This is a genomic window from Mycobacteroides sp. LB1 (assembly GCF_013449725.1).
GTDB lineage: Bacteria > Actinomycetota > Actinomycetes > Mycobacteriales > Mycobacteriaceae > Mycobacterium.
On sequence record NZ_JACCFF010000006.1, the window covers coordinates 20836 to 44359 of the forward strand.

Annotated in this window: 24 protein-coding genes and 1 tRNA gene; 16 read left to right on the top strand and 9 right to left on the bottom strand. The window is 65.0% G+C overall.

Annotation, left to right across the window (positions count from 1 at the left end; translation table 11 throughout):
• Nucleotides 1–2: 2 nt before the first annotated feature.
• The 5 genes from MLB1_RS20155 to MLB1_RS20175 are packed head-to-tail and all read right to left on the bottom strand — an operon-like array spanning nucleotide 3 to nucleotide 6050.
• Nucleotides 3–1460: a peptidase gene (locus MLB1_RS20155; RefSeq protein ID WP_180751641.1), complete on the bottom strand. Its 1458-nt coding sequence runs from the start codon at nucleotides 1458–1460 to the stop codon at nucleotides 3–5.
• Nucleotides 1461–1479: 19 nt separating this feature from the next.
• The gene (locus MLB1_RS20160) at nucleotides 1480–3558 is read right to left on the bottom strand and encodes an ATP-dependent DNA helicase (RefSeq protein ID WP_180751896.1); all 2079 of its coding nucleotides are present in this window, start codon (nucleotides 3556–3558) and stop codon (nucleotides 1480–1482) included.
• A complete protein-coding gene (locus MLB1_RS20165; RefSeq protein WP_180751642.1) occupies nucleotides 3555–4109 on the bottom strand; it encodes an isochorismatase family protein in 555 nt (184 codons plus the stop codon). The genes MLB1_RS20160 and MLB1_RS20165 overlap by 4 nt, the downstream gene beginning before the upstream one ends.
• A gap of 25 nt (nucleotides 4110–4134) precedes the next feature.
• The gene (locus MLB1_RS20170) at nucleotides 4135–4728 is read right to left on the bottom strand and encodes a TetR/AcrR family transcriptional regulator (RefSeq protein ID WP_180751643.1); all 594 of its coding nucleotides are present in this window, start codon (nucleotides 4726–4728) and stop codon (nucleotides 4135–4137) included.
• A gap of 17 nt (nucleotides 4729–4745) precedes the next feature.
• On the bottom strand, nucleotides 4746–6050 hold the full coding sequence (locus MLB1_RS20175; protein ID WP_180751644.1) for a nicotinate phosphoribosyltransferase: 1305 nt from the start codon (nucleotides 6048–6050) through the stop codon (nucleotides 4746–4748).
• Between the two features lie 105 nt (nucleotides 6051–6155).
• Here MLB1_RS20175 and clpS point away from each other — a divergent pair, with 105 nt between their 5' ends.
• The 11 genes from clpS to rdgB all read left to right on the top strand — a co-directional run bounded on the left by clpS (nucleotide 6156) and on the right by rdgB (nucleotide 13634).
• Nucleotides 6156–6458: an ATP-dependent Clp protease adapter ClpS gene (gene clpS, locus MLB1_RS20180; protein WP_180751645.1), complete on the top strand. Its 303-nt coding sequence runs from the start codon at nucleotides 6156–6158 to the stop codon at nucleotides 6456–6458.
• A 38-nt stretch (nucleotides 6459–6496) separates the two neighbouring features.
• A complete protein-coding gene (locus MLB1_RS20185) occupies nucleotides 6497–7084 on the top strand; it encodes a DUF2017 domain-containing protein (RefSeq protein WP_180751646.1) in 588 nt (195 codons plus the stop codon).
• Entirely contained in the window at nucleotides 7081–8073 is a 993-nt protein-coding gene (locus tag MLB1_RS20190; RefSeq protein WP_180751647.1) for a P1 family peptidase, read from the top strand. Before MLB1_RS20185 ends, MLB1_RS20190 begins: the two co-directional genes overlap by 4 nt.
• Nucleotides 8074–8092: 19 nt before the next feature.
• Nucleotides 8093–8506, top strand: coding sequence for a M67 family metallopeptidase (locus tag MLB1_RS20195; RefSeq protein WP_180751648.1), 414 nt, complete (start codon nucleotides 8093–8095; stop codon nucleotides 8504–8506).
• 32 nt (nucleotides 8507–8538) lie between these two features.
• A complete protein-coding gene (locus MLB1_RS20200) occupies nucleotides 8539–8811 on the top strand; it encodes a MoaD/ThiS family protein (RefSeq protein ID WP_180751649.1) in 273 nt (90 codons plus the stop codon).
• 6 nt (nucleotides 8812–8817) lie between these two features.
• Nucleotides 8818–9792 carry a cysteine synthase gene (locus MLB1_RS20205; RefSeq protein WP_180751650.1) on the top strand — a complete coding sequence of 325 codons (975 nt, stop codon included), beginning with the start codon at nucleotides 8818–8820 and terminating at the stop codon, nucleotides 9790–9792.
• Nucleotides 9789–10451, top strand: a complete 663-nt coding sequence (locus MLB1_RS20210) for a rhomboid family intramembrane serine protease (RefSeq protein WP_180751651.1) — start codon at nucleotides 9789–9791, stop codon at nucleotides 10449–10451. The genes MLB1_RS20205 and MLB1_RS20210 overlap by 4 nt, the downstream gene beginning before the upstream one ends.
• On the top strand, nucleotides 10448–11302 hold the full coding sequence (murI, locus tag MLB1_RS20215; RefSeq protein WP_180751652.1) for a glutamate racemase: 855 nt from the start codon (nucleotides 10448–10450) through the stop codon (nucleotides 11300–11302). Before MLB1_RS20210 ends, murI begins: the two co-directional genes overlap by 4 nt.
• Before the next feature lie 41 nt (nucleotides 11303–11343).
• Nucleotides 11344–12105 carry a cyclic nucleotide-degrading phosphodiesterase gene (locus MLB1_RS20220; RefSeq protein WP_180751653.1) on the top strand — a complete coding sequence of 254 codons (762 nt, stop codon included), beginning with the start codon at nucleotides 11344–11346 and terminating at the stop codon, nucleotides 12103–12105.
• Nucleotides 12106–12223: 118 nt separating this feature from the next.
• On the top strand, nucleotides 12224–13003 hold the full coding sequence (gene rph / locus MLB1_RS20225) for a ribonuclease PH (RefSeq protein WP_180751654.1): 780 nt from the start codon (nucleotides 12224–12226) through the stop codon (nucleotides 13001–13003).
• A gap of 10 nt (nucleotides 13004–13013) precedes the next feature.
• Complete coding sequence (rdgB, locus tag MLB1_RS20230) at nucleotides 13014–13634, top strand: RdgB/HAM1 family non-canonical purine NTP pyrophosphatase (protein ID WP_180751655.1); 621 nt, start codon at nucleotides 13014–13016, stop codon at nucleotides 13632–13634.
• A gap of 86 nt (nucleotides 13635–13720) precedes the next feature.
• Here rdgB and MLB1_RS20235 read toward each other — a convergent pair whose 3' ends face one another.
• The 4 genes from MLB1_RS20235 to MLB1_RS20250 all read right to left on the bottom strand — a co-directional run bounded on the left by MLB1_RS20235 (nucleotide 13721) and on the right by MLB1_RS20250 (nucleotide 15711).
• Entirely contained in the window at nucleotides 13721–14653 is a 933-nt protein-coding gene (locus MLB1_RS20235; RefSeq protein ID WP_180751656.1) for an NADP-dependent oxidoreductase, read from the bottom strand.
• Between the two features lie 67 nt (nucleotides 14654–14720).
• Nucleotides 14721–15080, bottom strand: a complete 360-nt coding sequence (locus MLB1_RS20240; RefSeq protein ID WP_180751657.1) for a DUF3817 domain-containing protein — start codon at nucleotides 15078–15080, stop codon at nucleotides 14721–14723.
• Complete coding sequence (locus MLB1_RS20245; protein WP_180751658.1) at nucleotides 15077–15445, bottom strand: hypothetical protein; 369 nt, start codon at nucleotides 15443–15445, stop codon at nucleotides 15077–15079. The genes MLB1_RS20240 and MLB1_RS20245 overlap by 4 nt, the downstream gene beginning before the upstream one ends.
• Before the next feature lie 47 nt (nucleotides 15446–15492).
• The gene (locus MLB1_RS20250; protein WP_255486061.1) at nucleotides 15493–15711 is read right to left on the bottom strand and encodes a hypothetical protein; all 219 of its coding nucleotides are present in this window, start codon (nucleotides 15709–15711) and stop codon (nucleotides 15493–15495) included.
• Nucleotides 15712–15873: 162 nt separating this feature from the next.
• Between MLB1_RS20250 and MLB1_RS20255 the strand changes: the two genes are divergently transcribed.
• The 5 genes from MLB1_RS20255 (at nucleotide 15874) to MLB1_RS20275 (ending at nucleotide 23505) form a co-directional block, all read left to right on the top strand.
• Nucleotides 15874–15959 (top strand) — tRNA-Leu (locus MLB1_RS20255).
• Nucleotides 15960–16012: 53 nt separating this feature from the next.
• A complete protein-coding gene (locus tag MLB1_RS20260; protein WP_180751659.1) occupies nucleotides 16013–17812 on the top strand; it encodes a fatty acyl-AMP ligase in 1800 nt (599 codons plus the stop codon).
• A 149-nt stretch (nucleotides 17813–17961) separates the two neighbouring features.
• Nucleotides 17962–19422 carry a DUF3375 domain-containing protein gene (locus MLB1_RS20265; protein WP_180751660.1) on the top strand — a complete coding sequence of 487 codons (1461 nt, stop codon included), beginning with the start codon at nucleotides 17962–17964 and terminating at the stop codon, nucleotides 19420–19422.
• Nucleotides 19419–20153, top strand: coding sequence for a DUF4194 domain-containing protein (locus tag MLB1_RS20270; RefSeq protein ID WP_180751661.1), 735 nt, complete (start codon nucleotides 19419–19421; stop codon nucleotides 20151–20153). Before MLB1_RS20265 ends, MLB1_RS20270 begins: the two co-directional genes overlap by 4 nt.
• Nucleotides 20140–23505, top strand: a complete 3366-nt coding sequence (locus MLB1_RS20275) for an ATP-binding protein (RefSeq protein WP_180751662.1) — start codon at nucleotides 20140–20142, stop codon at nucleotides 23503–23505. Before MLB1_RS20270 ends, MLB1_RS20275 begins: the two co-directional genes overlap by 14 nt.
• The last annotated feature ends 19 nt before the right edge of the window (nucleotides 23506–23524 follow it).

Consider the following 23524-nt stretch of genomic DNA (forward strand, 5'->3'; position numbering starts at 1 on the left):
GATCAGCCGTAGCGCTTGAGGCAGCGGTCGGTCGACCCGGCCACTCCGTCGCGGAAGGCATCGATCCGGGAGAAGCCCGCCGGGATAGTGGTTCCGTTGACATCACTGGCCGCCACCCCGTTGGTCAGCAGTCCGGATACCGCCTCGTCGAGGTCGCCGGCAGCGAGCACCATCGGGTTCGGCTCCTGGGTGGGTGTGGTGGTTTTGGCCATCGCCGCCGACGCGACTCCCGTCAGGCAGGCGGTGCGTAATGCGCTCTGCCCGTTGTCGAGCGGTAGTCCGTGTTGATGCTCGACGGCCAACGCATAGCGCGAGATGACCATCGAGTATGCGGTGAAATCGCCGGTGATCTGTCCCTGATCGTGGCTGGGCCGGGCTAGTTGGGCCAGTCGCGGTAGATCGAGAGCCACGGTGTTGGAGTCTGGGCAGTACACCACCGCAGGCGACTCCGCGCGGTGGCCGGGCTCATCACATGCGGCCCCCGACACCGAGAGACGTGGCGCCGCTGTGTTTCCCTCAGGTGCGTAGATCGCCCTGAGCACCGTCATCAGTGTGCGCAAGGTATCGACGGTGACGGGCATGCCTCCGGACTCGCCGGACGGCAAGTTGACCGGGAGCCCGCCGTGACGCTTGGCGATCTCTGCCATGTCGATCCGGGTGCATTCCGCTGCACCGTCGACGAATCCGCGCTGGAATGCCGACACCCGCTCGAATGCGGATCCGTGCGCGTCGACGGTATCGCCGGCCTCGATCGGGTCGTCCCGGAAGGCGATGAGCGCCGCGATGACATGGTTGAGACCGTTGCCGGTGCTCAGCGTGAAACGCGGTGAGCTGCCCTGCGCCACCCACCGCAGGTAAGTTCCGGCGAGGCAGTCGGCCATCTGCTCACCGACCAGCGTCGGCGTCCCGGAGTCAACCATCTCTGATTGGTGTGCGACGGCGTGCCCGTACTCGTGGGCCAGCGTCATGGGTACCGCCATGGACCCGAACATGCGCTCCAGCCTTGGCAGTAGCACGCCGCGGTCCCAGCCGAGGGCATTCTGGCTGATGCAGTACCCGGCATTGTCGAAGCCGGCGGTGGGGTTGTTACAGAATTCCGTCCCGTCGGGGCCGATGCTATCCCAGGAGATCAACGATTCGACCGGATGGAACTTGGCCCAGAAGGTCTTGGGATAGGCCTCTTGCCAGAAGTCCTCGATGTCGGCGATCGCGTTGACCGCGAGCCGGTCCATCTCGCCGCCGTCGGTGCCGTGCACGGCCCTGTCGGCCGGTTTGGGATGTGGACGCAGCCCGGAAGGACCGTCGACGGCCGGAAGCCCGGCGATTTGGTAAGCGTTGCCGAGCTGCGAAACCGGGGAGCCGTCAACGGCATTCGCACACGCCGACAGCACGAGGACCAAGACGGCACCGCAGGCCAGGATTACCTTCGGCGCGGAGTACCACCTGACCGGAATCGACATGGCCGTCTCTCTGTCGTGGCTATCCCTGTGTGCGGGAACCCTTGCCAGCATATGTCGCTTTATGCTCCGTCATCAGGCGTTGCAGCGCCGCGGTGACCACCGACAAATCGTGCGTCGTCCAGAACGGGGGCAGCGATGCACGCAGAAATCCGCCGTAACCCGCCGTTGCCATCCGTGAATCGAGCACCGCGACAACGCCTCTGTCCTGCGCGCTGCGCAGCAGCCGTCCGGTGCCCTGAGCCAGCAGTAGCGCCGCCTGGGTGCCTGCCACCGCCATGAACCCATTGCCTCCGCGCGCACTGATCGCGCGCTGCCGGGCCGCCCGCAGCGGATCGTCGGGGCGAGGGAACGGGATTCGGTCGATGAGAACGAGTGATAGCGAGGGGCCGGGCACGTCGACGCCCTGCCACAGCGAGAGGGTGCCGAACAATGAGGCTTCGGGGTCGGCGCTGAATTGTTCGACCAGAACCGATGTTGCGTCGTCGCCTTGGCACAACACTGGGGTGTCGAGCCTGGTGCGCATCTCCTCGGATGCTTCCTTGGCGGCGCGCATCGAGGAGAACAGCCCCAGGGTGCGTCCGCCCGCCGCCTGCACGAGGGTCTCGATCTCATCGAGTGTCGCCGCACCCAGGCCGTCGCGGCCGGGGGCGGGAAGGTGTCGTGCGAGGTAGAGGATCGCGGACTTCTCGTGCTGAAAAGGTGACCCGACATCGATGCCGTGCCAGGTGGCCTTGGCCTCGGTAGCGGTCTCTGTGCTGGGTTCTCGGGCGGGCAGTCCCCACGAGGCGGCCATCGTGTCGAACTTCCCACCGAGAGCCAGGGTGGCGGAGGTGAGGATGACGGTGCGCTGGCCGAAGAGCCTGGTGCGCAGCAGCCCGGCTACCGACAATGGGGCGATCCGCAGCACGGGCCGCACCGAGCCTCGGTTGTCCTCATGATCGAGCCACACCACGTTGGGTCGCACCGTGATCTCCGGTTCGGCCCAGCAGGCCAGCACCAGGGAGGCGGTATCGACGATATCATCCAGTGCGGCAACCGCTTCCGTACGTGCTGCGGCGGTCGCCGGGTCCGTGGATTGGCCCGTCGGTATGTCGGTCCGCGCCGCTGCCGCGGCATCGCGCAGCGCGGTCAGGTACGTGACGGTCTCCTCGTCCGCGCGGTCGATGGTTCCCGGCCTGCTGTCGTGGATCAGCGAGGAGAATGTCGCAGAGCTCGCCTCGAATCGGCTCGCCGTCTCGGGAGCAACCAGCCGGGCGATGCGCCGGATGGTCACGGTGAGCCCGACGGCGGAAAGCTCTTGGGTGGCAACGCTCGTCACTCGGTCGACGAGGTCGTGTGCCTCGTCGACGATTACCGCGTCATGCTCGGGCAGGATGTTCATATCGGCGATGGCGTCGATGGCCAGCAGTGCGTGGTTGGTGACCACCACATCGGACTGTCCGGCCTCGAGCCGGGCCAACTCGGCGAAGCACTCGGTGCCGAACGGGCACCGAGTGGCACCCAGGCATTCGCGTGCCGACACGCTGACCTGCGACCAGGAACGTTCGGGGACACCGGGTTTGAGTTCATCCCGATCTCCGGTCTTGGTGGCATCCGCCCAGGTGTTGAGCCGCTGTACATCGCGGCCCAGCGCGCTGGCGGCGAAGGGCTCGAAGAGAGTGTCGGGAGCCTCCTGGTCGGATGCACCACCGTTGTGCAATTTGTTGAGGCACAGGTAATTTCCTCGCCCCTTGAGTATCGCGAACCTGGGCTTACGAGGCAGCGAAGGTGTCAACGCTTCGGCAAGCCGGGGCAGATCGCGATCCACGAGCTGGCGCTGCAGGGCGATGGTAGCCGTCGAGACTACGACCGGGGATGACTCCTCGATTGCGTGGGCAATTGCAGGCACCAGATACGCCAGGGACTTGCCGGTGCCGGTGCCGGCCTGGACCACTAAATGCTCACCGCTGAGCAGGGAGTGTTCCACGGCGGTGGCCATGGTGGACTGTCCGGCGCGTTCGGTGCCGCCGAGCGCGGCGACAGCAGTGGCAAGGAGACCAGACGCCGGGTTGGATGAGCCGCTCGCGCGAAGACCATTGAGTTTGGATGAGCCGCTCAGGTGATCACCTCGACGCCGGCGCCCCGGAGCTCATCCAGGGCGCGACCCACCGATTCTTCGGCAATGCCAACGGAATACGCGGTGAGTACGCGGGTATTGAGCCCTGCACCGGCCGCGTCGCGGGCGGTGGCGGCCACGCAGTAATCGGTGGCGATACCCACTACGTCAACGCTGTCCAGATCTCGGGAGCGTAGCCACGGCGCCAGTGCGGTGCCATCCGCGGAGACGCCCTCGAAGCCGGAATATGCGGCGGCATACGCTCCTTTGGAGAACACCTCCTCGACGATGGCGAGATTCAGATCGGGATGAAAGTCGGCGCCGGGCGTGCCGACCCGACAGTGCGGGGGCCAGCTCGTCACAAAGTCCGGTTCCTTCGAGAAGTGGTTGCCGGGGTCGACGTGAAAGTCGCGAGTGGCGACCACCGCGTCATAGCTGCCGGAGTTGGTGAGGCCGTTGAGCGTCCGGGCCAGTGCCGCACCGCCGGGCACCGCCAAGGAGCCGCCTTCGCAGAAGTCGTTCTGCACGTCGACCACGATAAGTGCCCTGCCCATGGACCGACCGTACCTCTGTTGGTGCTCAGTCGAAGATTGTCGACACGTGGCGGCCCATGCGGGATATGTAGTCGATGAGCTCATCGCGAGTGATGGCCAGATCACCGCGTAGATAGTCGATGATGGCGCCCGACGCGGCACCGACGAGCGATACCGACAGGAACCGGCGTCGTCCCGGATCGTCGATATCGACCAGTGCCTTCTCGGCGAGCGAGGCGAAGGCCATCGAACCCGCAAACCCGATACTGCCGAGTATCGGCTCGGTGAAGGGAGCCAGCATCATGATGCGTCCGTACGTCGGGTTGTCGACTGTCGCTCCGATGAAGGTCTCCACCGCACGGGTCTCTGGATCGTCACCATCCACGGTGAATTCGGTGACGACACGCATCACGGATTCGAGAACGTCCTGGTACACCGCGCGCACAAAGTCGTCGCGGTCACCGAACTCCTCGTAGAAATTACGTTCCGACACACCGGAAGATCGGCACACGGTACGGATGGTCAGAGCTGGGCCGTCGACGGCGCCGAGCGCGGCGATACCCGCGTCGAGCAGTGCGCGTCGACGCGTCGCCCGACGCTCATCGGGAGTGGTTCCCGCCCATTGCCTTCTGGCCGCCATGTGACCTCCGGCAGGAATTATCCCATCAGTCGGGTGGTGATCGCAGGATCCCCGTGGGAAAGGCCGAGTCCCTCCCAGGGCAGGCTCAGCAGTCCGGCTCGTACGCGCCCCCTGGCGGCTTCGAGTGTGTCGGCCGAGACCGACGTGCCGCCGCGCACCAGTGGAACGGTGAGCGTCCGGTGTGGCTCGTTTATCACCGGCCCGCTCGTGGCCGCGCGGTACACCACCTCTTCGGTGATGGTGCCGGTTGGTTTGGCGGTGCGCAGGGCGCACTTGCGACCTCCGTGGGATTCCTTATGGCTGCTGCGCTTAGCCACCGGGATGCCGTCGATTTCGACAAGCTTGTAGACCATGCCGGCCGTCGGCATTCCCGAGCCGGTTACCACCGAGGTGCCTACCCCGTAGATGTCGACGGGCTCGGCGCGCAGCGCCGCGATGGAGTACTCGTCGAGGTCGCCGGAGACGACGATGCGGGTTCGGTGTGCGCCCAACCCGTCGAGCTGTGCACGCACCTGACGGGCCAGCATGCCCAGATCGCCCGAATCGATACGCACGGCCCCGAGCTCGGGGCCTGCGACGGCGATGGCGTTCTCGACACCGGTGGTGATGTCGTAGGTGTCCACTAGCAGGGTGGTGCCGATACCGAGCGCCTCTACCTGGGCGCGGAATGCTTCGCGTTCGGCCTCGCTGGGGCTCATACCTTCCTGGGCGTGCAGCAGAGTGAAGGCGTGTGCGGCAGTGCCCCGGGCAGGCACCCCGTATCGGCGCTGCGCCTCCAGATTGGAGGTCGACTCGAATCCTGCGAGATAGGCGGCGCGGGCACAGGCCACCGCGGCGAGCTCATGGGTGCGCCGCGACCCCATCTCGATGAGCGGGCGGTCCGAAGCCGCGGACACCATCCGGGCGGCGGCCGAGGCGACGGCGCTGTCGTGGTTCAGGATCGACAATGTCAGGGTTTCGAGAATGACGCATTCGGCGAAGGTTCCGCGCACGGTCAGCACCGGGGACCCGGGGAAGTAGAGCTCGCCCTCAGGGTAGCCGTCGATATCGCCACCGAATCGATACGCGGTGAGGTACTCGAGTGCGTCGTTGTCCAGAAAATCGGACAGCGACCTCAGCTCTTCGGGTCCGAATCGGAACTCGCCGAGTGCGTCGAGTAACCGACCTGTGCCCGCGACCACGCCGTACCGGCGTCCGTCCGGGAGCCTTCTGGCGAACACTTCGAAGGTGGCTCGGCGTCCCGCGGTGCCATCGCTCAGGGCCGCGGCGAGCATCGTGAGCTCGTACTTGTCGGTGAGCAATGACGTAGACATATGCCCCATGGGCGCAACGTTAGCGGGATATCCGGGTCCGTGACCGGCCCCCAGGCGCCGTCGAAACTCCGAACTCCATGCTGACAGACTCAGCGGTCCCGGTATTCTGGGCCTATGGGTGCGCCGGCGCGAGCCTTGCCAGGGACTACAGCGGAGCGGTCCGTCGAGCATGTCGACGCGACCCAGTCGCCGTGGGTCACCATCGTCTGGGACGACCCGGTAAACCTGATGAACTATGTCGCCTACGTGTTCCAGCAGCTGTTCGGCTACAGCGAGACCGAGGCGACCAATCTGATGCTGCAGGTACATCACGAGGGCAAGGCGGTGGTGTCATGCGGCGCTCGCGAGTCGATGGAGATCGACGTCAGCAAGCTGCATTCCGCGGGCCTGTGGGCCACGCTGCAGCAGGACCGATGATCGTGCACCAAGAGATAGCGGCGAGGTAGCGCAGACCTGTGCGAAAGTGGAAGCGCATCAACGCCTCCGATGAAATTCGGCTGCGTTCGGAAATTGAGCCGCACGAGGCGGCGCTCTTGCAGTCCATGGTCACATCCATGTTGGCGATGTTGGATGAGCGCGAATCATCAGCTCCCAGTGACGAATTGGAGCAACTGACGGGTATTCGCACGGGCAACACCGCGGCCCCCACCGATGTCACACTGGGGCGGCTGCTTCCGGACTTTCACCGACCTGACCAGGACGGCACCAGCAGCATCGAGGTGGTCAGCGGACTCAACAGCGCGCTGCGCAGCCTGTACGAGCCGGAGATCATCGACGCCAAACGCGAGGCCGGGCAACAGCTGTTGCGGACACTTCCGGTCGATGGTGGGCGGTTTGAGCTGTCCGAAGAGGATGCGCAGGCGTGGTTGACCGCGCTGAATGACGTGCGGTTGGCGCTCGGCGCGATGCTGGGGATCGACAGCGACGGGCCGCGAGAACTGCCCACAGACGATCCGATGGCCGGGCATATGGACATCTATCACTGGCTCACCGTCATGCAGGAGCTGCTGGTACTCGCGTTGATGGGGAAATCAGCGGTATGAGCCTGTTCTCTGGGGCGATCACCGACGTTCCGGGAATTCTGGTCGGGCATCACCAGCGGGTGGATCCCGATGCCACCCTGGGATCGGGATGGGCCACCGGCACCACCGTCGTATTGGCACCACCCGGGACCACGGGCGCCGTCGACGTGCGAGGGGGAGCTCCGGGAACGCGCGAATCCGATCTGCTCGACCCGGCGAACACGGTCTCGACCGTCGATGCCGTCATGCTCACCGGGGGAAGTGCCTACGGATTGGCGGCTGCCGACGGTGTGATGCGCTGGCTGGAGGAACGGGGCAGGGGAGTCGCACTATTGGGTGGCACCGTGCCCATCGTGCCGGGGGCCGTCATCTTCGATCTGCCGGTGGGCGCTTGGAAGAACCGGCCCGATGCCGAATTCGGTTACCGTGCAACTGAACTCGCTAGCGATACGCCGGAATGGGGTGCAGTGGGCGCCGGTGCCGGAGCACGGGCGGGCACCCTCAAAGGGGGCGTTGGATCGTCTAGCGCGGATCTCGGCAATGGAATCATCGTCGGCGCCGTCGTCGTCGCTAATCCCGTTGGACTGGTGATCAATCCGGCGACCGGTCTGCCCTGGAGCCCTGAGTCCGCACCCGAGCTGAGCGTGCCCCCGGTCGGCGAGGTCGAGAAGCTGGGGGGCCTGCCCGACAAATCGGTGTCGTTGAACACCACCATCGGTGTGGTGGCCACCAACGCCCCGCTGAGCAAGGCGCAGTGCCGTCGCGTGGCCATCGCAGCCCACGACGGGTTGGCTCGGGCCATCAGACCGGCGCACACCCCGATGGACGGGGACACGCTGTACGTACTCGCGACAGGCACGGGCGACGGTGATCCCGATGCGCTGACCGTCGCGGTGGGGATCGCCGCCGCCGAGTGTGTCGAGCGGGCCGTGGTGCGTGCGGTGGTGGGCGCCGCGAGCGTCGCCGGAATACCCGCATATCGTGACGTGTTGCCTGGAGCGTTTTCTTGATAGTCCGGAAGGGGTGCTAGTGCTGGTAATCCGTGCCGACCTGGTCGACGCCATGGTGACGCACGCCCGTGCCGACCACCCCGATGAGGCATGCGGCGTGCTGGCGGGCCCGGAGGGCTCCGATCGCCCCGAGCGGCACGTGGCGATGCTCAATGCGGAGCGGTCCCCGACTTTTTATCGCTTTGATTCCGGTGAGCAGCTTCGGGTTTGGCGGGAAATGGATGATGCCGACGAGGTGCCCGTGGTGATCTATCACTCGCATACCGCGACCGAGGCCTACCCCAGCCGCACCGATATCAACCTGGCCGCCGAGCCCGATGCCCACTACGTCCTGGTGTCCACCCGCGATCCTGAGCAGCACGAGCTGCGCAGCTATCGGATCGCCGACGGGGTGGTCACCGAAGAGGACATTTCCGTTGTCGAGCAGTACTAAAGAGCAGTACGAGAATTAAGGAGATGTCCGCCGTGTCGATTCAAGTATCGATTCCCACCATCCTGCGCACCCATACCGGTGGCGAGAAGCGGGTCCCCGCAACGGGTTCTACCCTGCAGGCGGTGATCGCGGATCTGGAGTCCAACTACTCCGGGATCTCCGAGCGACTCGTCGACGGCGGCAAGCTGCACCGCTTCGTCAACATCTACGTCAACGACGAAGATGTGCGGTTCTCGGGTGGGCTGGACACCGAGATCGCCGACGGCGATTCGGTCACCATCCTGCCTGCCGTGGCAGGTGGCTAGCGGCGCATGACCCGCTATGACTCGCTGCTGCAGTCACTGGGGAACACCCCGCTGGTCGGGCTGCAGAACCTGTCCCCTCGGTGGGATTCGGACGGTGACGATGCCCCCCACGTGCGTCTCTGGGCCAAGCTGGAGGACCGCAATCCGACCGGATCCATCAAGGACCGGCCGGCGTTGCGCATGATTGAACAGGCTGAACGGGACGGGCTGTTGGAACCCGGGGCGACGATCCTGGAACCCACCAGCGGCAACACCGGTATCTCGATGGCGATGGCCGCGCAGCTCAAGGGCTACAAGATGATCTGCGTGATGCCGGAGAACACCTCCATCGAGCGGCGCCAGCTGCTCGAGCTCTACGGTGCCCGGATCATCTTCTCTGCGGCCGAAGGTGGCTCCAATACCGCTGTCGCTACAGCCAAAGAGATTGCCGCACAAAACCCTTCGTGGGTGATGCTGTACCAGTACGGCAACCCTGCCAACGCCGATGCGCACTATTACGGCACCGGCCCGGAGATTTTGGCCGACCTGCCGGAGATCACTCATTTCGTCGCCGGGCTCGGGACCACCGGCACCTTGATGGGCACGGGACGGTTCCTGCGCGAGAAGGTGCCGGGTGTGCTGATCGTCGCCGCCGAACCGCGCTACGGCGAGGGTGTCTATGCACTGCGCAATATCGACGAGGGCTTCATCCCCGAGCTGTACGACCCCGAGGTACTGACCACCCGCTTCTCGGTCGGATCGTTCGACGCGGTGCGTCGCACCCGGGAGCTGGTCCAGGTCGAAGGCATCTTCGCGGGCATTTCGACCGGCGCGATCCTGCACGCGGCACTCGGCATGGCCGCTAAGGCCGTCAAGGCCGGGGAGCGCGCCGATATCGCGTTCGTGGTGGCCGATGCGGGCTGGAAGTACCTGTCGACCGGCGCCTACGCCGGTACCGTGGATGACGCAGAGGACGCGTTGGAAGGGCAGTTGTGGGCATGACGGGATATGGCGGCGGCCCCGACGGATACCGCCCTGCCAACCCCGATCAGCGGTCCGGACGTCCGCAATGGGTCACCGGAGGAATTCTGGTGGCCGCCTTCGTCGCGCTGCTGTACGTCGTTGAGGGCATCGATTCGGTCACCGGACACCGCCTCGACGAGAACGGCATCCGGCCCCTGGAGGTCGACGGACTCGACGGCATCCTCTTCGCGCCGCTGCTGCACGCCAACTGGGGGCACCTGGTTGCCAACACGGTGCCCGCGCTCGTGCTGGGTTTCCTGGCCGCCGCGGCCGGGCTCGGACGCTTTCTGCTGGCTACCGCCATCATCTGGGTGCTCGGCGGTGTGGGGACATGGTTCATCGGCAATCTCGGCTCGCCCTACGAGACCAACCACATCGGGGCGTCGGGACTGATCTTCGGCTGGCTCACCTATGTGATCGTCAGAGGGTTCTTCAACCGCAGCGTCGGGCAGATCCTCATCGGCGTCGTCGTGATCATCATTTACGGCGGGGTGTTGTGGGGTGTGCTGCCCGGACAGTTCGGGGTGTCCTGGCAGGGCCATCTGAGTGGGGCCATCGCCGGCGTGCTTGCGGCCTACTGGCTGTCCGGTAGGGAACGTAAGGCGCGGGAGGGTTCGCCACCGAGGTTGACGACGTGACACTTCCGAGCGCCCCGATTGGGATCTTCGATTCGGGGGTCGGGGGACTGACCGTTGCGCGGGCCGTCATCGATCAGCTGCCCGATGAGGACATCGTCTACGTCGGAGATACCGGCAATGGGCCGTACGGTCCGCTGACCATTCCGGAGATTCGCAAGCATGCGCTGGCCATCGGCGACGACCTCGTCGATCGCGGGGTGAAAGCCCTGGTTATCGCGTGTAATACGGCATCGGCGGCATGCCTGCGCGACGCCCGTGAACGCTATGCCCCGGTGCCGGTGATCGAGGTGGTGCTGCCTGCCGTGCGGCGGGCCGTGCACACCACGCACAACAACAAGATCGGCGTCATCGGCACCGAGGCGACCATCGCATCGGGTGCGTACCAGGATGCCTTCGCGGCCGCGCGCGACACGGAAATTACGGCGGTGGCGTGTCCACGTTTCGTCGATTTCGTCGAACGCGGCATCACCAGCGGCCGACAGGTACTGCAGCTTGCCGAGGGGTATCTGGAGCCGCTGCAGCGGGCGCAGGTGGACACCGTGGTGCTGGGCTGCACCCACTATCCGTTGCTGTCCGGGCTGATCCAGCTCGCTATGGGCGAGGACGTCACGTTGGTGTCCAGCGCCGAGGAAACCGCCAAGGACCTGCTGCGGGTTCTGTCGGAGAGGGATCTACTGCGGCCGCATCCGGATAACCCGAGTGCCTCGCGTCCGAACCGCGTTTTCGAGGCAACCGGCGACCCGGATGCATTCCGCGCCCTAGCGACCCGATTCCTCGGCCCGGCTGTGACGGCAGTGCAAACTCGAGCTAGCGGTGTTCCGGGTTACACCGAAATTGCAACACCTCTCTAACCCTCTGCCGAGACGCTTGCCCGGCGTGGCAAGCTAGGGCTGTGCGAGTCACCGTGCTCGGCTGTTCAGGCAGCGTCACCGGACCGGATTCCCCGGCGTCTGGTTACCTCCTGACGGCACCGGATGCGCCACCGTTGGTCATCGACTTCGGTGGTGGTGTCTTGGGCTCTCTGCAACGCTTCGCCGATCCCGGATCCGTCAGCGTTCTGCTTTCACACCTGCATGCCGACCACTGCCTAGATCTGCCCGGTCTGTTCGTGTGGCGTCGCTATCACCCGAATCCACCCAAGGGCAAGGCCATCATGTACGGGCCTGCCGACACGCTCGTTCGGGTGGGAGCTGCTTCCGCCGAGATCGGGGGTGAGGTGGACGATTTCACCGATATCTTCGACATCTTCCACTGGATCGAGGGCGAGCCCGTCGAGTTCGGATCGCTCACTGTGACCCCCACCAGAGTGGCGCACCCGCCCGAGTCGTACGGGCTGCGCGTGCAGGATGCCTCGGGTGCGGTGCTGGCGTACAGCGGGGATACGGGCATATGCGATGCCGCGGTCGAATTGGCACGCGATGCGGACGTGTTCCTGTGCGAGGCGTCGTGGACGCATATGCCGGGACACCGTCCACCGGACCTGCACCTGTCGGGTACCGAGGCCGGCCAGATCGCCGCCCGGGCGGGTGTGAAGGAACTGCTCCTGACCCACATCCCGCCGTGGACTTCGCGTGAGGATGTCATCGCGGAGGCCAAGTCGGTGTTCGACGGACCGGTCCGGGCCGTGGTCGCCGGCGAGACCATCGACCTGTAGTTCTGGAGGGCACTCTCGCCTTTCCCGTCGCGCGTGAGCAGCAGCGCTCACCCTCGGCGCAATCACCCACATCGCCGCTCACACTCGACGCGGCGACGGAGAAGATAAGGTCGAAGGCGTGTCCAGAAGAGAAGACGGCAGACAAGACGACGAACTGCGCCCGGTGACCATCACGCGGGGATTCACCGCACATCCGGCGGGTTCGGTGCTCATCGAGTTCGGCGGGACGCGGGTGATGTGCACCGCCAGCGCGACCGAGGGTGTGCCGCGTTGGCGGAAAGGTTCCGGACTTGGTTGGCTGACAGCCGAATACGCGATGCTGCCGGCCTCGACTCATACCCGCAGCGATCGTGAATCGGTCAAGGGACGCGTGGGTGGCCGCACACAGGAGATCAGCCGCCTGATCGGACGCTCGCTTCGGGCGTGTATCGACTTATCGGCGTTGGGGGAGAACACCATTGCCATCGACTGCGATGTGTTGCAGGCCGACGGCGGTACCCGCACCGCGGCGATCACCGGCGCTTACGTGGCACTGGCCGATGCGGTGACGTACTTGGCCGCACACGGCAAGCTGGCCGATGACGAGCCGCTGTCGTGCGCGATCGCCGCCGTGAGCGTCGGCGTGGTGGACGGTCGGGTGCGTGTCGACCTTCCGTACGAAGAGGATTCGCGCGCCGAGGTAGACATGAATGTGGTGGCCACCGACACCGGCACGCTGGTGGAGGTGCAGGGCACCGGTGAGGGCGCCACCTTCCCGCGTTCGACGTTGGACAAGCTGCTCGACGCGGCGGTGGGTGCTGCCGACCAGCTGTTCGTGTTACAAAAGGAAGCGCTGGCGTTGCCGTACCCGGGGGTTCTGCCGGACGCACCACAGAAGAAGGCATTCGGTTCGAAGTAGGCGGGGGGCCATGAAAATACTTGTCGCAAGCCGTAACTCGAAGAAGCTTCGCGAGCTTGAACGAGTGCTCACAGCTGCCGGAGTTTCCGGTGTCGAGCTGGTGTCGCTAGCCGATGTACCTGCCTACGAGGAAGTACCCGAGACCGGGGCCAGCTTCGAGGACAATGCGCTGATCAAGGCGCGTGAGGGGGTGCGCCATACCGGATTGGCCTGTGTCGCGGATGATTCCGGGATTGCCGTAGACGCATTGAACTGGATGCCCGGTGTGCTTTCGGCACGGTGGTCCGGCCGTCATGGTGATGATGCCGCCAACACCGCGCTGCTACTTGCACAGCTTTCCGAGGTACCCGACGATCGTCGCGGTGCGGCGTTCGTATCGGCGTGTGCGCTGGTGACGCCGGAGGGCGAAGAGGTCGTCGTCGAAGGGCGCTGGAAGGGTTCGGTCGCGCGGCAACCCGCGGGGGAGAACGGCTTCGGATACGACCCCATCTTCGTTCCGCGCGGTGGTATTCGGACGGCGGCGGAGATGACGCCCGAGGAAAAGGATGCGGTATCGCATCGCGGGCGAGCGCTCGCGGCGCTATTGCCGATGCTGCGCAACTTCGTCGCGCTGGGTCGCACTGCACCCTGACTTCTTTCCGCCATCTTTCCGGCGAGCAGACGCTTAGTGCACGTGCCACCTGGGATCTGTGTGCACTAAGCGTCTGCTCGCGGGTATTACGGAACCAGCAGGATCTTTCCGCGGGCGTGGCCGGTCTGTACGTACTCGTGTGCCTGCCGGGCTTCGGCCAACGGGAAGGTGCGATCGATGGTGACATCGAGCTCACCGTTGCCGGCCAGACGGATCAGTTCAGGGCGGGCGGCGAGGCGGATCTCGGTGCCGGCGTCGGGGCCGACGCCGCCGAGCGCCTTGAAGCCATCGGTTGCCGCGCGGGCGAATCCTGCGATGGTGGCGATTCGGTCCTTGTCCGACACCAGGGCCAGGGAGACATCTGCGGCCTCGTCGGTGCCGACGAGATCGAGGGCGACGTCCACCGGCCCGATGGCGGTGACTCGCTCGAGGAGGCCAGGACCGTATTCGACGGGGATCGCGCCGTAGCTGCGCAGCTGCTCGTGTCGGGCGGGACTTGCGGTGGCGATCACCTTGGCGCCGCGGGCCTTGGCGAGCTGGATGGCGAGCAGGCCGACGCCCCCGGCGGCGCCGTGAATGAGCACGGTGTCGCCTTCGGTGACATTGGTGGCTTCCAACAGGTGGACCGCGGTCTGCCCGGTGAGGAGGAACCCGGCAGCTTCGGCGAACGACAAATTCGCCGGCTTTCTGAACACCTCGTCCGCCGAGGCGATGATCTGAGCGGCGTAGCCGCCGATCTGCCCGGCGGCGATGACCTCATCGCCGGGCTGGAGCCCGTCGACACCCGGTCCGACGGCGGCGACCGTTCCGGACACCTCGAGGCCGAGGCGCATCGGAAGCGCGGACGGGTCGGTGCCGAAGGCCCCGGAGTACAGCTTCCAGTCGATGGGATTGACTCCCGCGGCCTTGACGTCGACAAGCACCTGGCCTTCGGCGGGGCCGTCGATCGGCACCTCGCGGAGTTCGAGGACATCGGGTGCACCATAAGCGGTGGCGACAACTACATGTGTGGTGGTCATACCGCTATCAAACCCGCACCCTGATGTCAGTATTCCTGACATCAGGGATCTTTTTGCGGCTACAGGCCTATAGACCGAACTGCTGCTTGACCTGCTGAGTGCGGTAGTGCTCGACGATGAAGCCGAGTAGCGGGATGGTGCCCGCCAGGAGGGTGCCGGCAGTGCGGGGCCACGGCCAGCGGACCTTGATCGCCAGGTCGGTGGTGAAGATCAGGTACACGAAGTAGATCCACCCGTGCACGATCCCTATCCAGCTCGGCGGATGCGGCACGTGCTCAATGTATTTGAGCCACATCTCCCAGCAGAGAGCGATCAGCCAGACACCGGTGGTCCACGCCAGGATGCGGTAGCGCCACAGTGCGCTACGGATCTTTTCGACCGGCGTGGTGACGGTGGGCGTGTCGGACGTGGCTTCTTGCTCGGTCACGAGGCGGGATTCCTATCTTGTTCGGTCAGGGCGGCGAGGTAGGCGTTGTACTCGGTGAGCGTGCGGTCGGTGGGGTCCGGTTTCGCTGCGGCGGGCCGATCGGGGAGCAAGCCCTCCGGAATTTCGGTGACCAGGTCGGCCGGCGGCGGGGGCGGGCCCTCGTCCTCGTACTGGACGAAGCGGCGGTACGCGTAGATCACAAACACTGCGAAGAGCGGCCATTGCAGTGCGTAACCGAGGTTCTGGCCGTCTCCTGACACCGATTCGAAGCGCTGGAACTGCCACCACGCCAGGCCGAGGAAGGCGACCGCGCTGACGGCGACCAGCACGATGAGTGCGGGCCTCCGACGCCGTGTAGTGGACACCCTCTGACGGTACCGCGTGAGGTCGATGGAGATGCCAATGCCCCTGGTCAGCGCTTCGGTCCGATGAACTCGTCGAGACGTGCGGTGGCCACCTTGCGGTAGATGGAGACGACGTACTTGGTCGATCGCGTCCAGGGGATACCGAGGTGGTCGAGGGCGGCGGTGAAGTGGTATCGGACGCTGGCGACACCACGATCGTTCGCGACGACTCGGCATCCGTCGCTGTGGATCAGGCCGCGAATGAAATCCTCGGTGGCTTGATCCACGAGATGTTGCTGCCAGCGTTCGAGGGCGATCTTCGGTGAATGCTTGCGGCCTGGGCCATGCTAAGGGAACAGGCATGGCCAGTGCTTGGAGTAGTGGGATGGCAGCTGACAATTCGAACGTAACCGGGGCCACTGACAGCCGCGAGGTATGATCGGAGCCCTGCGGGCGTGGCGAAATGGCAGCCGCGCGGGCTTTAGGTGCCCGTGTTCGAAAGAACGTGTGGGTTCGACTCCCTCCGCCCGCACCACTTGGTCTTGTTGGCCACCGAAGTGTCATCGCTAACCGCCCTAGACTGAAAACATGTCTGTCCCTGACGGTTTGCTTCGTATCGAGGATTGCCTCGACGCCGATGGAAACATCGGTCTACCGCCCGGTACCACGCTGATCGCCCTCATCGACCGGAACATCAGAAACGTCGGGGACACCGTCGCGTATCGCTACCTCGATTTCACCGGTTCGGAAGACGGGCAGGCCATCGAGCTCACCTGGTCGGAGCTCGGGATCCGTCTGCGGGCCGTCGCCGCGGAGGTGCAGAAGACCATCGAACGCGGAGAACGCGTCGCCATCCTGGCCCCACAGGGCCTCGACTACATCGTGGGCTTCTTCGCTGCGATCAAGGCCGGCGGCATCGCAGTGCCGCTCTTCGCGCCAGAGCTGCCCGGCCACGCCGAACGCCTCGACACGGCGCTAAGGGACTGCACGCCGACAACCATCCTCACCACATCTACCGTCCGGGATGCCGTGCAACAGTTCCTCGGCGGCCTGAAAGATATTGAAACGCCGCAGATCGTGGTCATCGACGAGATACCCGACGAAGCGGGAGAGACCTTCGAATACGTCCACCTCGTCGATGATGACGTGTCACACCTGCAGTACACATCGGGTGCCACCCGCCCGCCGGTCGGCGTGGAGATCACCCATCGCGCCGTTGGCGTCAACCTGACACAGATGATCCTGTCCATCGACCTGCTGGACCGAAACACCCACGGCTGTAGCTGGTTGCCGCTGTACCACGATATGGGCCTGTCGATGATCGGCTTCCCGACCGTCTACGGCGGCAACTCCACCCTCATGTCGCCGACGGCATTCATTCGCCGCCCGCAACGCTGGATCAAGGCGCTCTCCGATGGCTGTAAGGAGGGCCGCGTGATCACCGCCGCTCCGAATTTCGCGTACGAATACACCGCACAGCGCGGTGTGCCCGAGGCGGGCGCAGATATCGACCTCGGCAGCGTGGTCATGATCATCGGTTCCGAGCCGGTGAGTATCGACGCCATCCGTACATTCGAAAAAGCCTTTGCGCCCTTTGGATTACCACCGACCGCCTTCAAGCCCTCGTACGGTATCGCCGAGGCGGTTCTGTTCATCTCCAATATCGCCCCAGATGCCGAGCCCTCCGTCGTGCACCTCGACCGCGGGCAGCTCGCCGAAGGCCGTGCGGTGCCAACGACCGCCGATGCACCCAACGCGTCCACCCATGTGTCCTGTGGCCAACTGGCCCGCAGCCTCCACGGCGTCGTCGTGGACCCCATCACCGAGACCGAACTTCCGGACGGTCATATCGGGGAAATCTGGTTGCAGGGCAACAACGTTGGGCGCGGATATTGGAGGCGTCCCGAAGATACCGAGAGAGCGTTCCGCGCCCGGCTAGGCGGGACAGCCCCGAAAAGTCATGCAGCTAAGGCCAATGCCGACGGCGATTGGCTGCGCACCGGCGATATGGGCTTCTACCTGGACGGCGAGTTGTACATCACCGGCCGCTTCGCCGACCACATCACCGTCGACGGCCAGAATCACTACCCGCAAGACATCGAGGCCACTGTCGCCGACGCCTCGCCGATCGTGCGCCGCGGATACGTCACCGCGTTCACCGTCGACGAAGGTCTGGTCATCGTCGCCGAGCGCGCCTCGCGTACCGCCAAGGCCGACCCGCAGGAAGCCGTGGACGCTATCCGGGCCGCAGTCGACGCCGAGTACGGGCTAGAACCCTCCGACGTGCGACTGCTGCCCGCAGGAGCCATCCCGCGCACCACCAGTGGAAAGCTGGCACGAAGGGCCTGCCGCCTCCAGTACCTGGACGACGCCCTGGGCATCCGCTGAGACCCCAGCTAACTCATTTGCCTCATTTGTCCCACGTCAGCGAGCCCATTCGCCACGCCCCTCTCGGCCCGGTAGGTTTTCCGGGCCAGTGGCTAAGGCAGCTGCGCTGGCTGGGGAACAAACCGTTAGCAACGTGATGGAGGTGTGCGATGAATGACCTAACCGTCGAAGAGCTGTTCGCGCACAACGATGACGTGCAGAAATCCCGTGCGGTCCGGCTGTTGGCCGCTAAGAATCTGGCGCCGTACATCACGTTGATGGAACGCCACCTGGACCGCAGTGCGAAGGTTTCCGAACCTGCGCTGGTGGCCAAGCTGGACAGAGATCTGAACGCCGTGGGCCTGGGCGAACAGTCCGGTCTCGCCCTGATCAAGAGCTGGGCCAGCGACGGCTGGCTGCACCGGGTGTCGGACGGCACCGGTCCGGACGCCGAAAATGTCTGCTCGCTGACCGAGGATGCCCGCAGCGCGCTGGCCTTCGTCCGTCGCCTGCGTCGAGCAGACACCGTGGCCACCGGCGGGTCCATCGCCGGTATCGCCGCGGGCCTCAAACGGGTCGCCACGCAGCTGGACGGCGACCCTGCCCGCATGCGCGCCGATATCGAAGCCCAGATCGCCGAGCTGCAGACCCAGCTGCACGCCGTCGACGACGGATACCGCCCTGAACCGGACATCGTGGACCTCGAAGATGAGACCCGCGCCATTGCCTACCAGATGGAACAGGTGATCACCGATATCGTCCGCTACGGCAGCATGCAGAATGAGATCACCGCAGGTCTCATCGATGCCGCCGAGGATTCCGATTCCGGGTTCCGGGACCGTGCGCGACGGATGTTCGCCGACTATGACACCCTCTTCGACTCGCGTGAACGCGCCTCCTACGCGGCCTTCACGCGCACCATTCAGGACCCTGATCAGCGTGCTGCGCTGCGCACCGATATCGCTTGTGTCGCTGAGGGATTACCCGCGCTCGACCCAGGGCTGCGCGATGTTATGAAGAACTTTTTCAAGCTGGTCTCGCAGCAGATCGCCGAGGTCTCCCGCATCGAACAGCGCTGCGCACAGCGCATCCGGAGATTCTTCGCGGCGGGCACCACAGAGCAGGCACGTGGCCGCGCACGACAGCTCAACGACGCGCTGGCCTCCGGGCACGCCCTGCTTAAAGTGTCCACGGCGGATTCGCCAATCGACGCCGAACTGCCGATTGGCCGTTCTGCAGCGGCGTCCATCGGCGCCTTGTCGTTCACCATCAAGGACACCGCGCCGCCGGTGCTCGCTCAGGACGCGCAGTCGGGGCTGCTCGATTTGAGCGGATTTTCGGCGTTGGTCACCCAGGTGGATATGGCCTCGTTGGCGGATACGGTGAACAGCGCCGTCGCCAAGGGGCCGGTGTCGCTGCCCGACATGATCTCTCACGTCGATGCGCCCTATCTGGGCGATGTCATCGTGCTGTGGTCGCTGGCGCTCAAACAGGACCCGGAAGCGGGATCCGCCCCCGACCGTGAATCCGCAAAGGTGAAGTTCCGGTCCCTCGACGGACAGGACCGGGTGATGGAGGTACCTCAGCTGATGTTCCGTGAACCCGTGCTGGTGACTGGGAGTGAGTTATGAGCGCCGTGTCCACTGGTAAGCCCTTGGGAAATATCAATTTTGACGACCTCCCCGGCGTCGAACCCGATGCCTCCGCGCCGAGAACCGTCAAGGGACCACGGTTCGATGGCGATACCAGCGAGCTGCCCGACAAGGCGTGCTGGGCACTGCAGAACCTGGTTGCCCGGCGTTACCTGAGCAAGGACGGTCAGCCCGAACTGTGGGCGACGATGATCGAGCACCGGAAGGTGCTCGCCGCACGGCTCTCCGAATTGGACCTACGACTGCGGGTATTCGATGACCTTGAGGTTGCGTACGCAGAACCGGCGCTCTTGGAGAACCCCAGCCCGTACGGCGCCCGGGTACTGCGCCGCGAACCCCTGGGCACCTACGCATCGATCGTCGCGCTGCACCTGGCCAAAATCGCACGGACCGCCCACGACGAACATGTCCTGGTCAGCCGTGACGATATCCACGAGCTCTTCGCCAACGTCAGTCACGATATCGACCGCGACGAGGCGATGCTGCGCGACCGAGTCGACGAGGCCATCAAACGTTTGTCCAAGGCCGAAATCCTGCAGCGCACTCGCGACGACGAGCACAGCTACAGCATCAGTCCGGTCATCAACGCGCTGATGTCCGCGCAGATGATCGAGGCGTTGCAACGCCAGTACGAGCAGCTCCAGCGCGGCGGCCCCGCGCCGGAAGACTCCACCGACGAAGAAGATGGCGATACCGATGACGACGAATGACGGCCTGAATGATTCTGCCACCCAGCAGTTCTGGCTGTCCCGACTGCAGGTGATCAACTGGGGTGTCTTCGACGGCTACCACAGCATCGAGTTCAGCCGCCGCGGCACACTGATCACCGGCTCCTCCGGTAGCGGCAAATCATCTCTGCTGGACGCGATCTCGCTGGCGTTCCTGTCCTCGAACCGCCGCAATTTCAACGCGTCCAGCGACACCACCGCCGCTGGCTCCAATATGGGCAAACGCACCGTCGACAAGTACATACGCGGCCTGTGGGGTGAGTTGAAGAACCCCGGGGAGCGGCCCAAGCAGATGTTTCTGCGCGGCAAGGGTGCGGCGTGGTCGGCCATCGCGGTCACCTACGCCGGCACCGACGGCCGCGTCATCACCGGCCTTGTGCTCAAATGGCTTGCTCCGGGCTCTGATTCGGATTCTTCGAGCCGCTACTACCTCATCGACGCCGATACCGATATTCGCGACCTGTGCAACGGGTGGGCCAGCAAGGGGTACTCGGGCTCGGTCTTTGAGAGCGCCGGCTGGCGCGGCCACAAGAGCGAGCGCTGGTATCTGGAACAGCTTTATGCCACCGTCGGGATTCAGGGGTCCTCGGCGGCCCAGCAGCTGCTGGGTAAGGCGAAATCGCTCAAGAGCGTCGGTGGTCTTGAGCAGTTCGTGCGCGAGTACATGCTCGACGAACCTGAGTCGATGGCCGCGATCTCCGAAGCCTTGGGCCAGATCACGCCATTGGTCGACGCCCGCGGCGCGCTGGCGGTGGCGCAGCGTCAGCGGCAGACACTGGGCGATATCGAACAGATCCAGCAGACTTACGCCGGCGACGCGGCTCAGCTTGCGACTGTCGATGTCGTCGATCATCACACCGTGCGCGACTACGTGGACCAGCAGCGCCTGGCGCTGGCGGTCCCGGAGATTGATCTGCTGGACACCGAGATCACCCGCCTGGGCGGGGAGTGCGACGAAATCCAGACGCGCCAGGACATTCTCACCGGTGAGCGCGACAAACTGCTGGGGCGCATCGCTGCCGCCGATAGCAACCTGGCACCGCTGAAGAGCGAGCTGGCCCACGCCCGCGCCCGTGCCGAAGAGGTGTCGCGACGGCGCACCGCGTATGAGAGCGCGCTGTGGGACCTTGGGCACGCGGACGATATTGAGTCCGCCGAGGAGTTCGAGGCCATGCGGGTGGAAAGCCTGCGGTCGGTCACCCGGATCAATGCCGAGCTGGAAGCCGGGCACGACGCCTATGTCATGGCGGCCGGTGCGCTGTCCGCCGCGCGAGACCAACTCAGGTCCGCATCTTCCGAGTTCAAGCGGGTCGAGCATGTCGGTACTCCGGTGCCGCCGGACGAGGACCGCATGCGCGGGGAAATCGTTGCGGCGCTGGGCCTCACCCTCAAGGACCTGCCCTACGTTTGCGAGCTGATGGACCTGCGTCCCGGGCAGGAGCGCTGGCGCCGGTCCGTGGAGAAGGTGCTCCGATCTACCGGCCTATGCCTGCTGGTTCCCGACCAGCACCACCGGCAGGTGCTGCGGTACGTCAACGAGAACCCGATGCGGGGTTACCTGCAGATGGAACGGGTGATCCCTTCCGGTGCGCCGCGTCGAGCCGAGCCAGGCACCCTCGCGGATTGCCTGCGCCTTACTAACCCCAACCACGAATGCTCAAGCGCCGCGATGAATCTCGTTATCGCAGTGGGCGACTACGCATTGGTGGACAGCCCCGACGAGTTCAGTAAGCACCGCCGGGCCGTCACCGACCAGGGGTTGCGCAAGGACGGTGACCGCAGGGCGGTCAAGGACGACCGGCGTGAACTGCGTGCCTCTCAGTACATCTACCAAGGCAATGCCGGTGACAAGCGGGCCGCGCTTTCCGACGATGTGGTCGAGGCGCAGCAGTCTGTGGGGGACGCGGAGAAGTTCATCGGCGAGATGGACACCAAGCGTGAGGAGCTTCGCTCCGAGGTGGTGCGGTGGTCAAAGCTGCACGGCCAGTACGAGTACTGGAGCCAGATCGATACCGAGTCGGCCGATGCGGCCGTCGGGCGGTTGCAGGATCAGTACGACGCGATGCTGGAGGCCAACCCGGACCTGACAGGTCTTCAGCAGCAGGCCGACTCCTATCTCGACGAGATCAAGAAGCTTTCCGAGCGTATCGGTGCGTTGAGAAGGCAAGAATCCGAACATGATTCACGCCGTACTCGGCTGCTTGACCTGATGGACAACCTCAGCCCACGGGAGGTGGGCGGGCACACCCGTTCCGGTATCGAGGTCTATGTCCCGCAGCTGTCGTCCAGCCTGGATGTGCTCGAGCCCGATGCTTACCGGCTGGAGCTGTGGCGCCAGATCGAGAAGGACCAGTCCGTGCTGCGGGAAAGCGTGACCCGCTCGCGCAACGAGCTCACCCGAATCCTCAATGCCTACGACCGGGATTTCCCAGACTCGATTCCCAACGACGGCGAGAACTTCGACGAGAAGATCCACGACTACGTGGCGCTGTGCCGCCGGATCGACGAGCGCGACCTGCCTGCCGCATATGAGCAGATGCTGCGGCTCATCACCGAGCAGGCACCCACTGCGGTGCTGCGGCTGCACCAGCTTGCCGAGGAAGAGGCGCATCGCATCACCGACCAGATCGACCGCGTCAACAGTGGTTTGGGCTCGGTGGAGTTCAACAGGGGAACGCGGCTGACGCTGCGGGCCGAGCCCAAGGCGCTCGAAGCGGTGGGTGAGCTCAACGAACGCGCCCGGCACATCTCCGGTCGCGCGGTCGCGGTGTCCATGGGGGACGAGAAGGCCATCCACGACCAGTACCAGGACATCCTGCAGCTGCGGAACCTGCTGGCGGCCGAGACTCCCGAGGCCCGACAGTGGACGCGCGACGCATTGGATGTGCGCAACCGGTTCGTGCTGTACTGCGAGGAGAGTGACGCCACCACCGGTGAGGTGATCCGTACCTACAGCAATGCGGGTGCGAACTCCGGTGGGGAACAAGAGAAGCTGATGGCGTTCTGTCTCGCCGGTGCGCTGAGCTTCAACCTCGCCAATCCCGAAACCGGGGACAACCGGCCGGTATTCGCGCAGTTGATGCTCGACGAGGCGTTCTCGAAATCCGATCCACAGTTCGCGCAGCAGGCGCTGTCGGCGTTCCGCAAGTTCGGGTTCCAGCTGGTGATCGTCGCCACCGTGCAGAACACCACCACCATCCAGCCCTATATCGACAGCGTGGTCATGGTGTCCAAACCCGATGGCCCGGGGGTGCGGCCGGTGGCCTCGACCCGCACGGTGCCGATCGGGGAGCTTGGAGATGTGCGAAAGGCCGTGAGCGCGCGCGGGGTTTGAGCTTCTTCGCGCAGGCTGT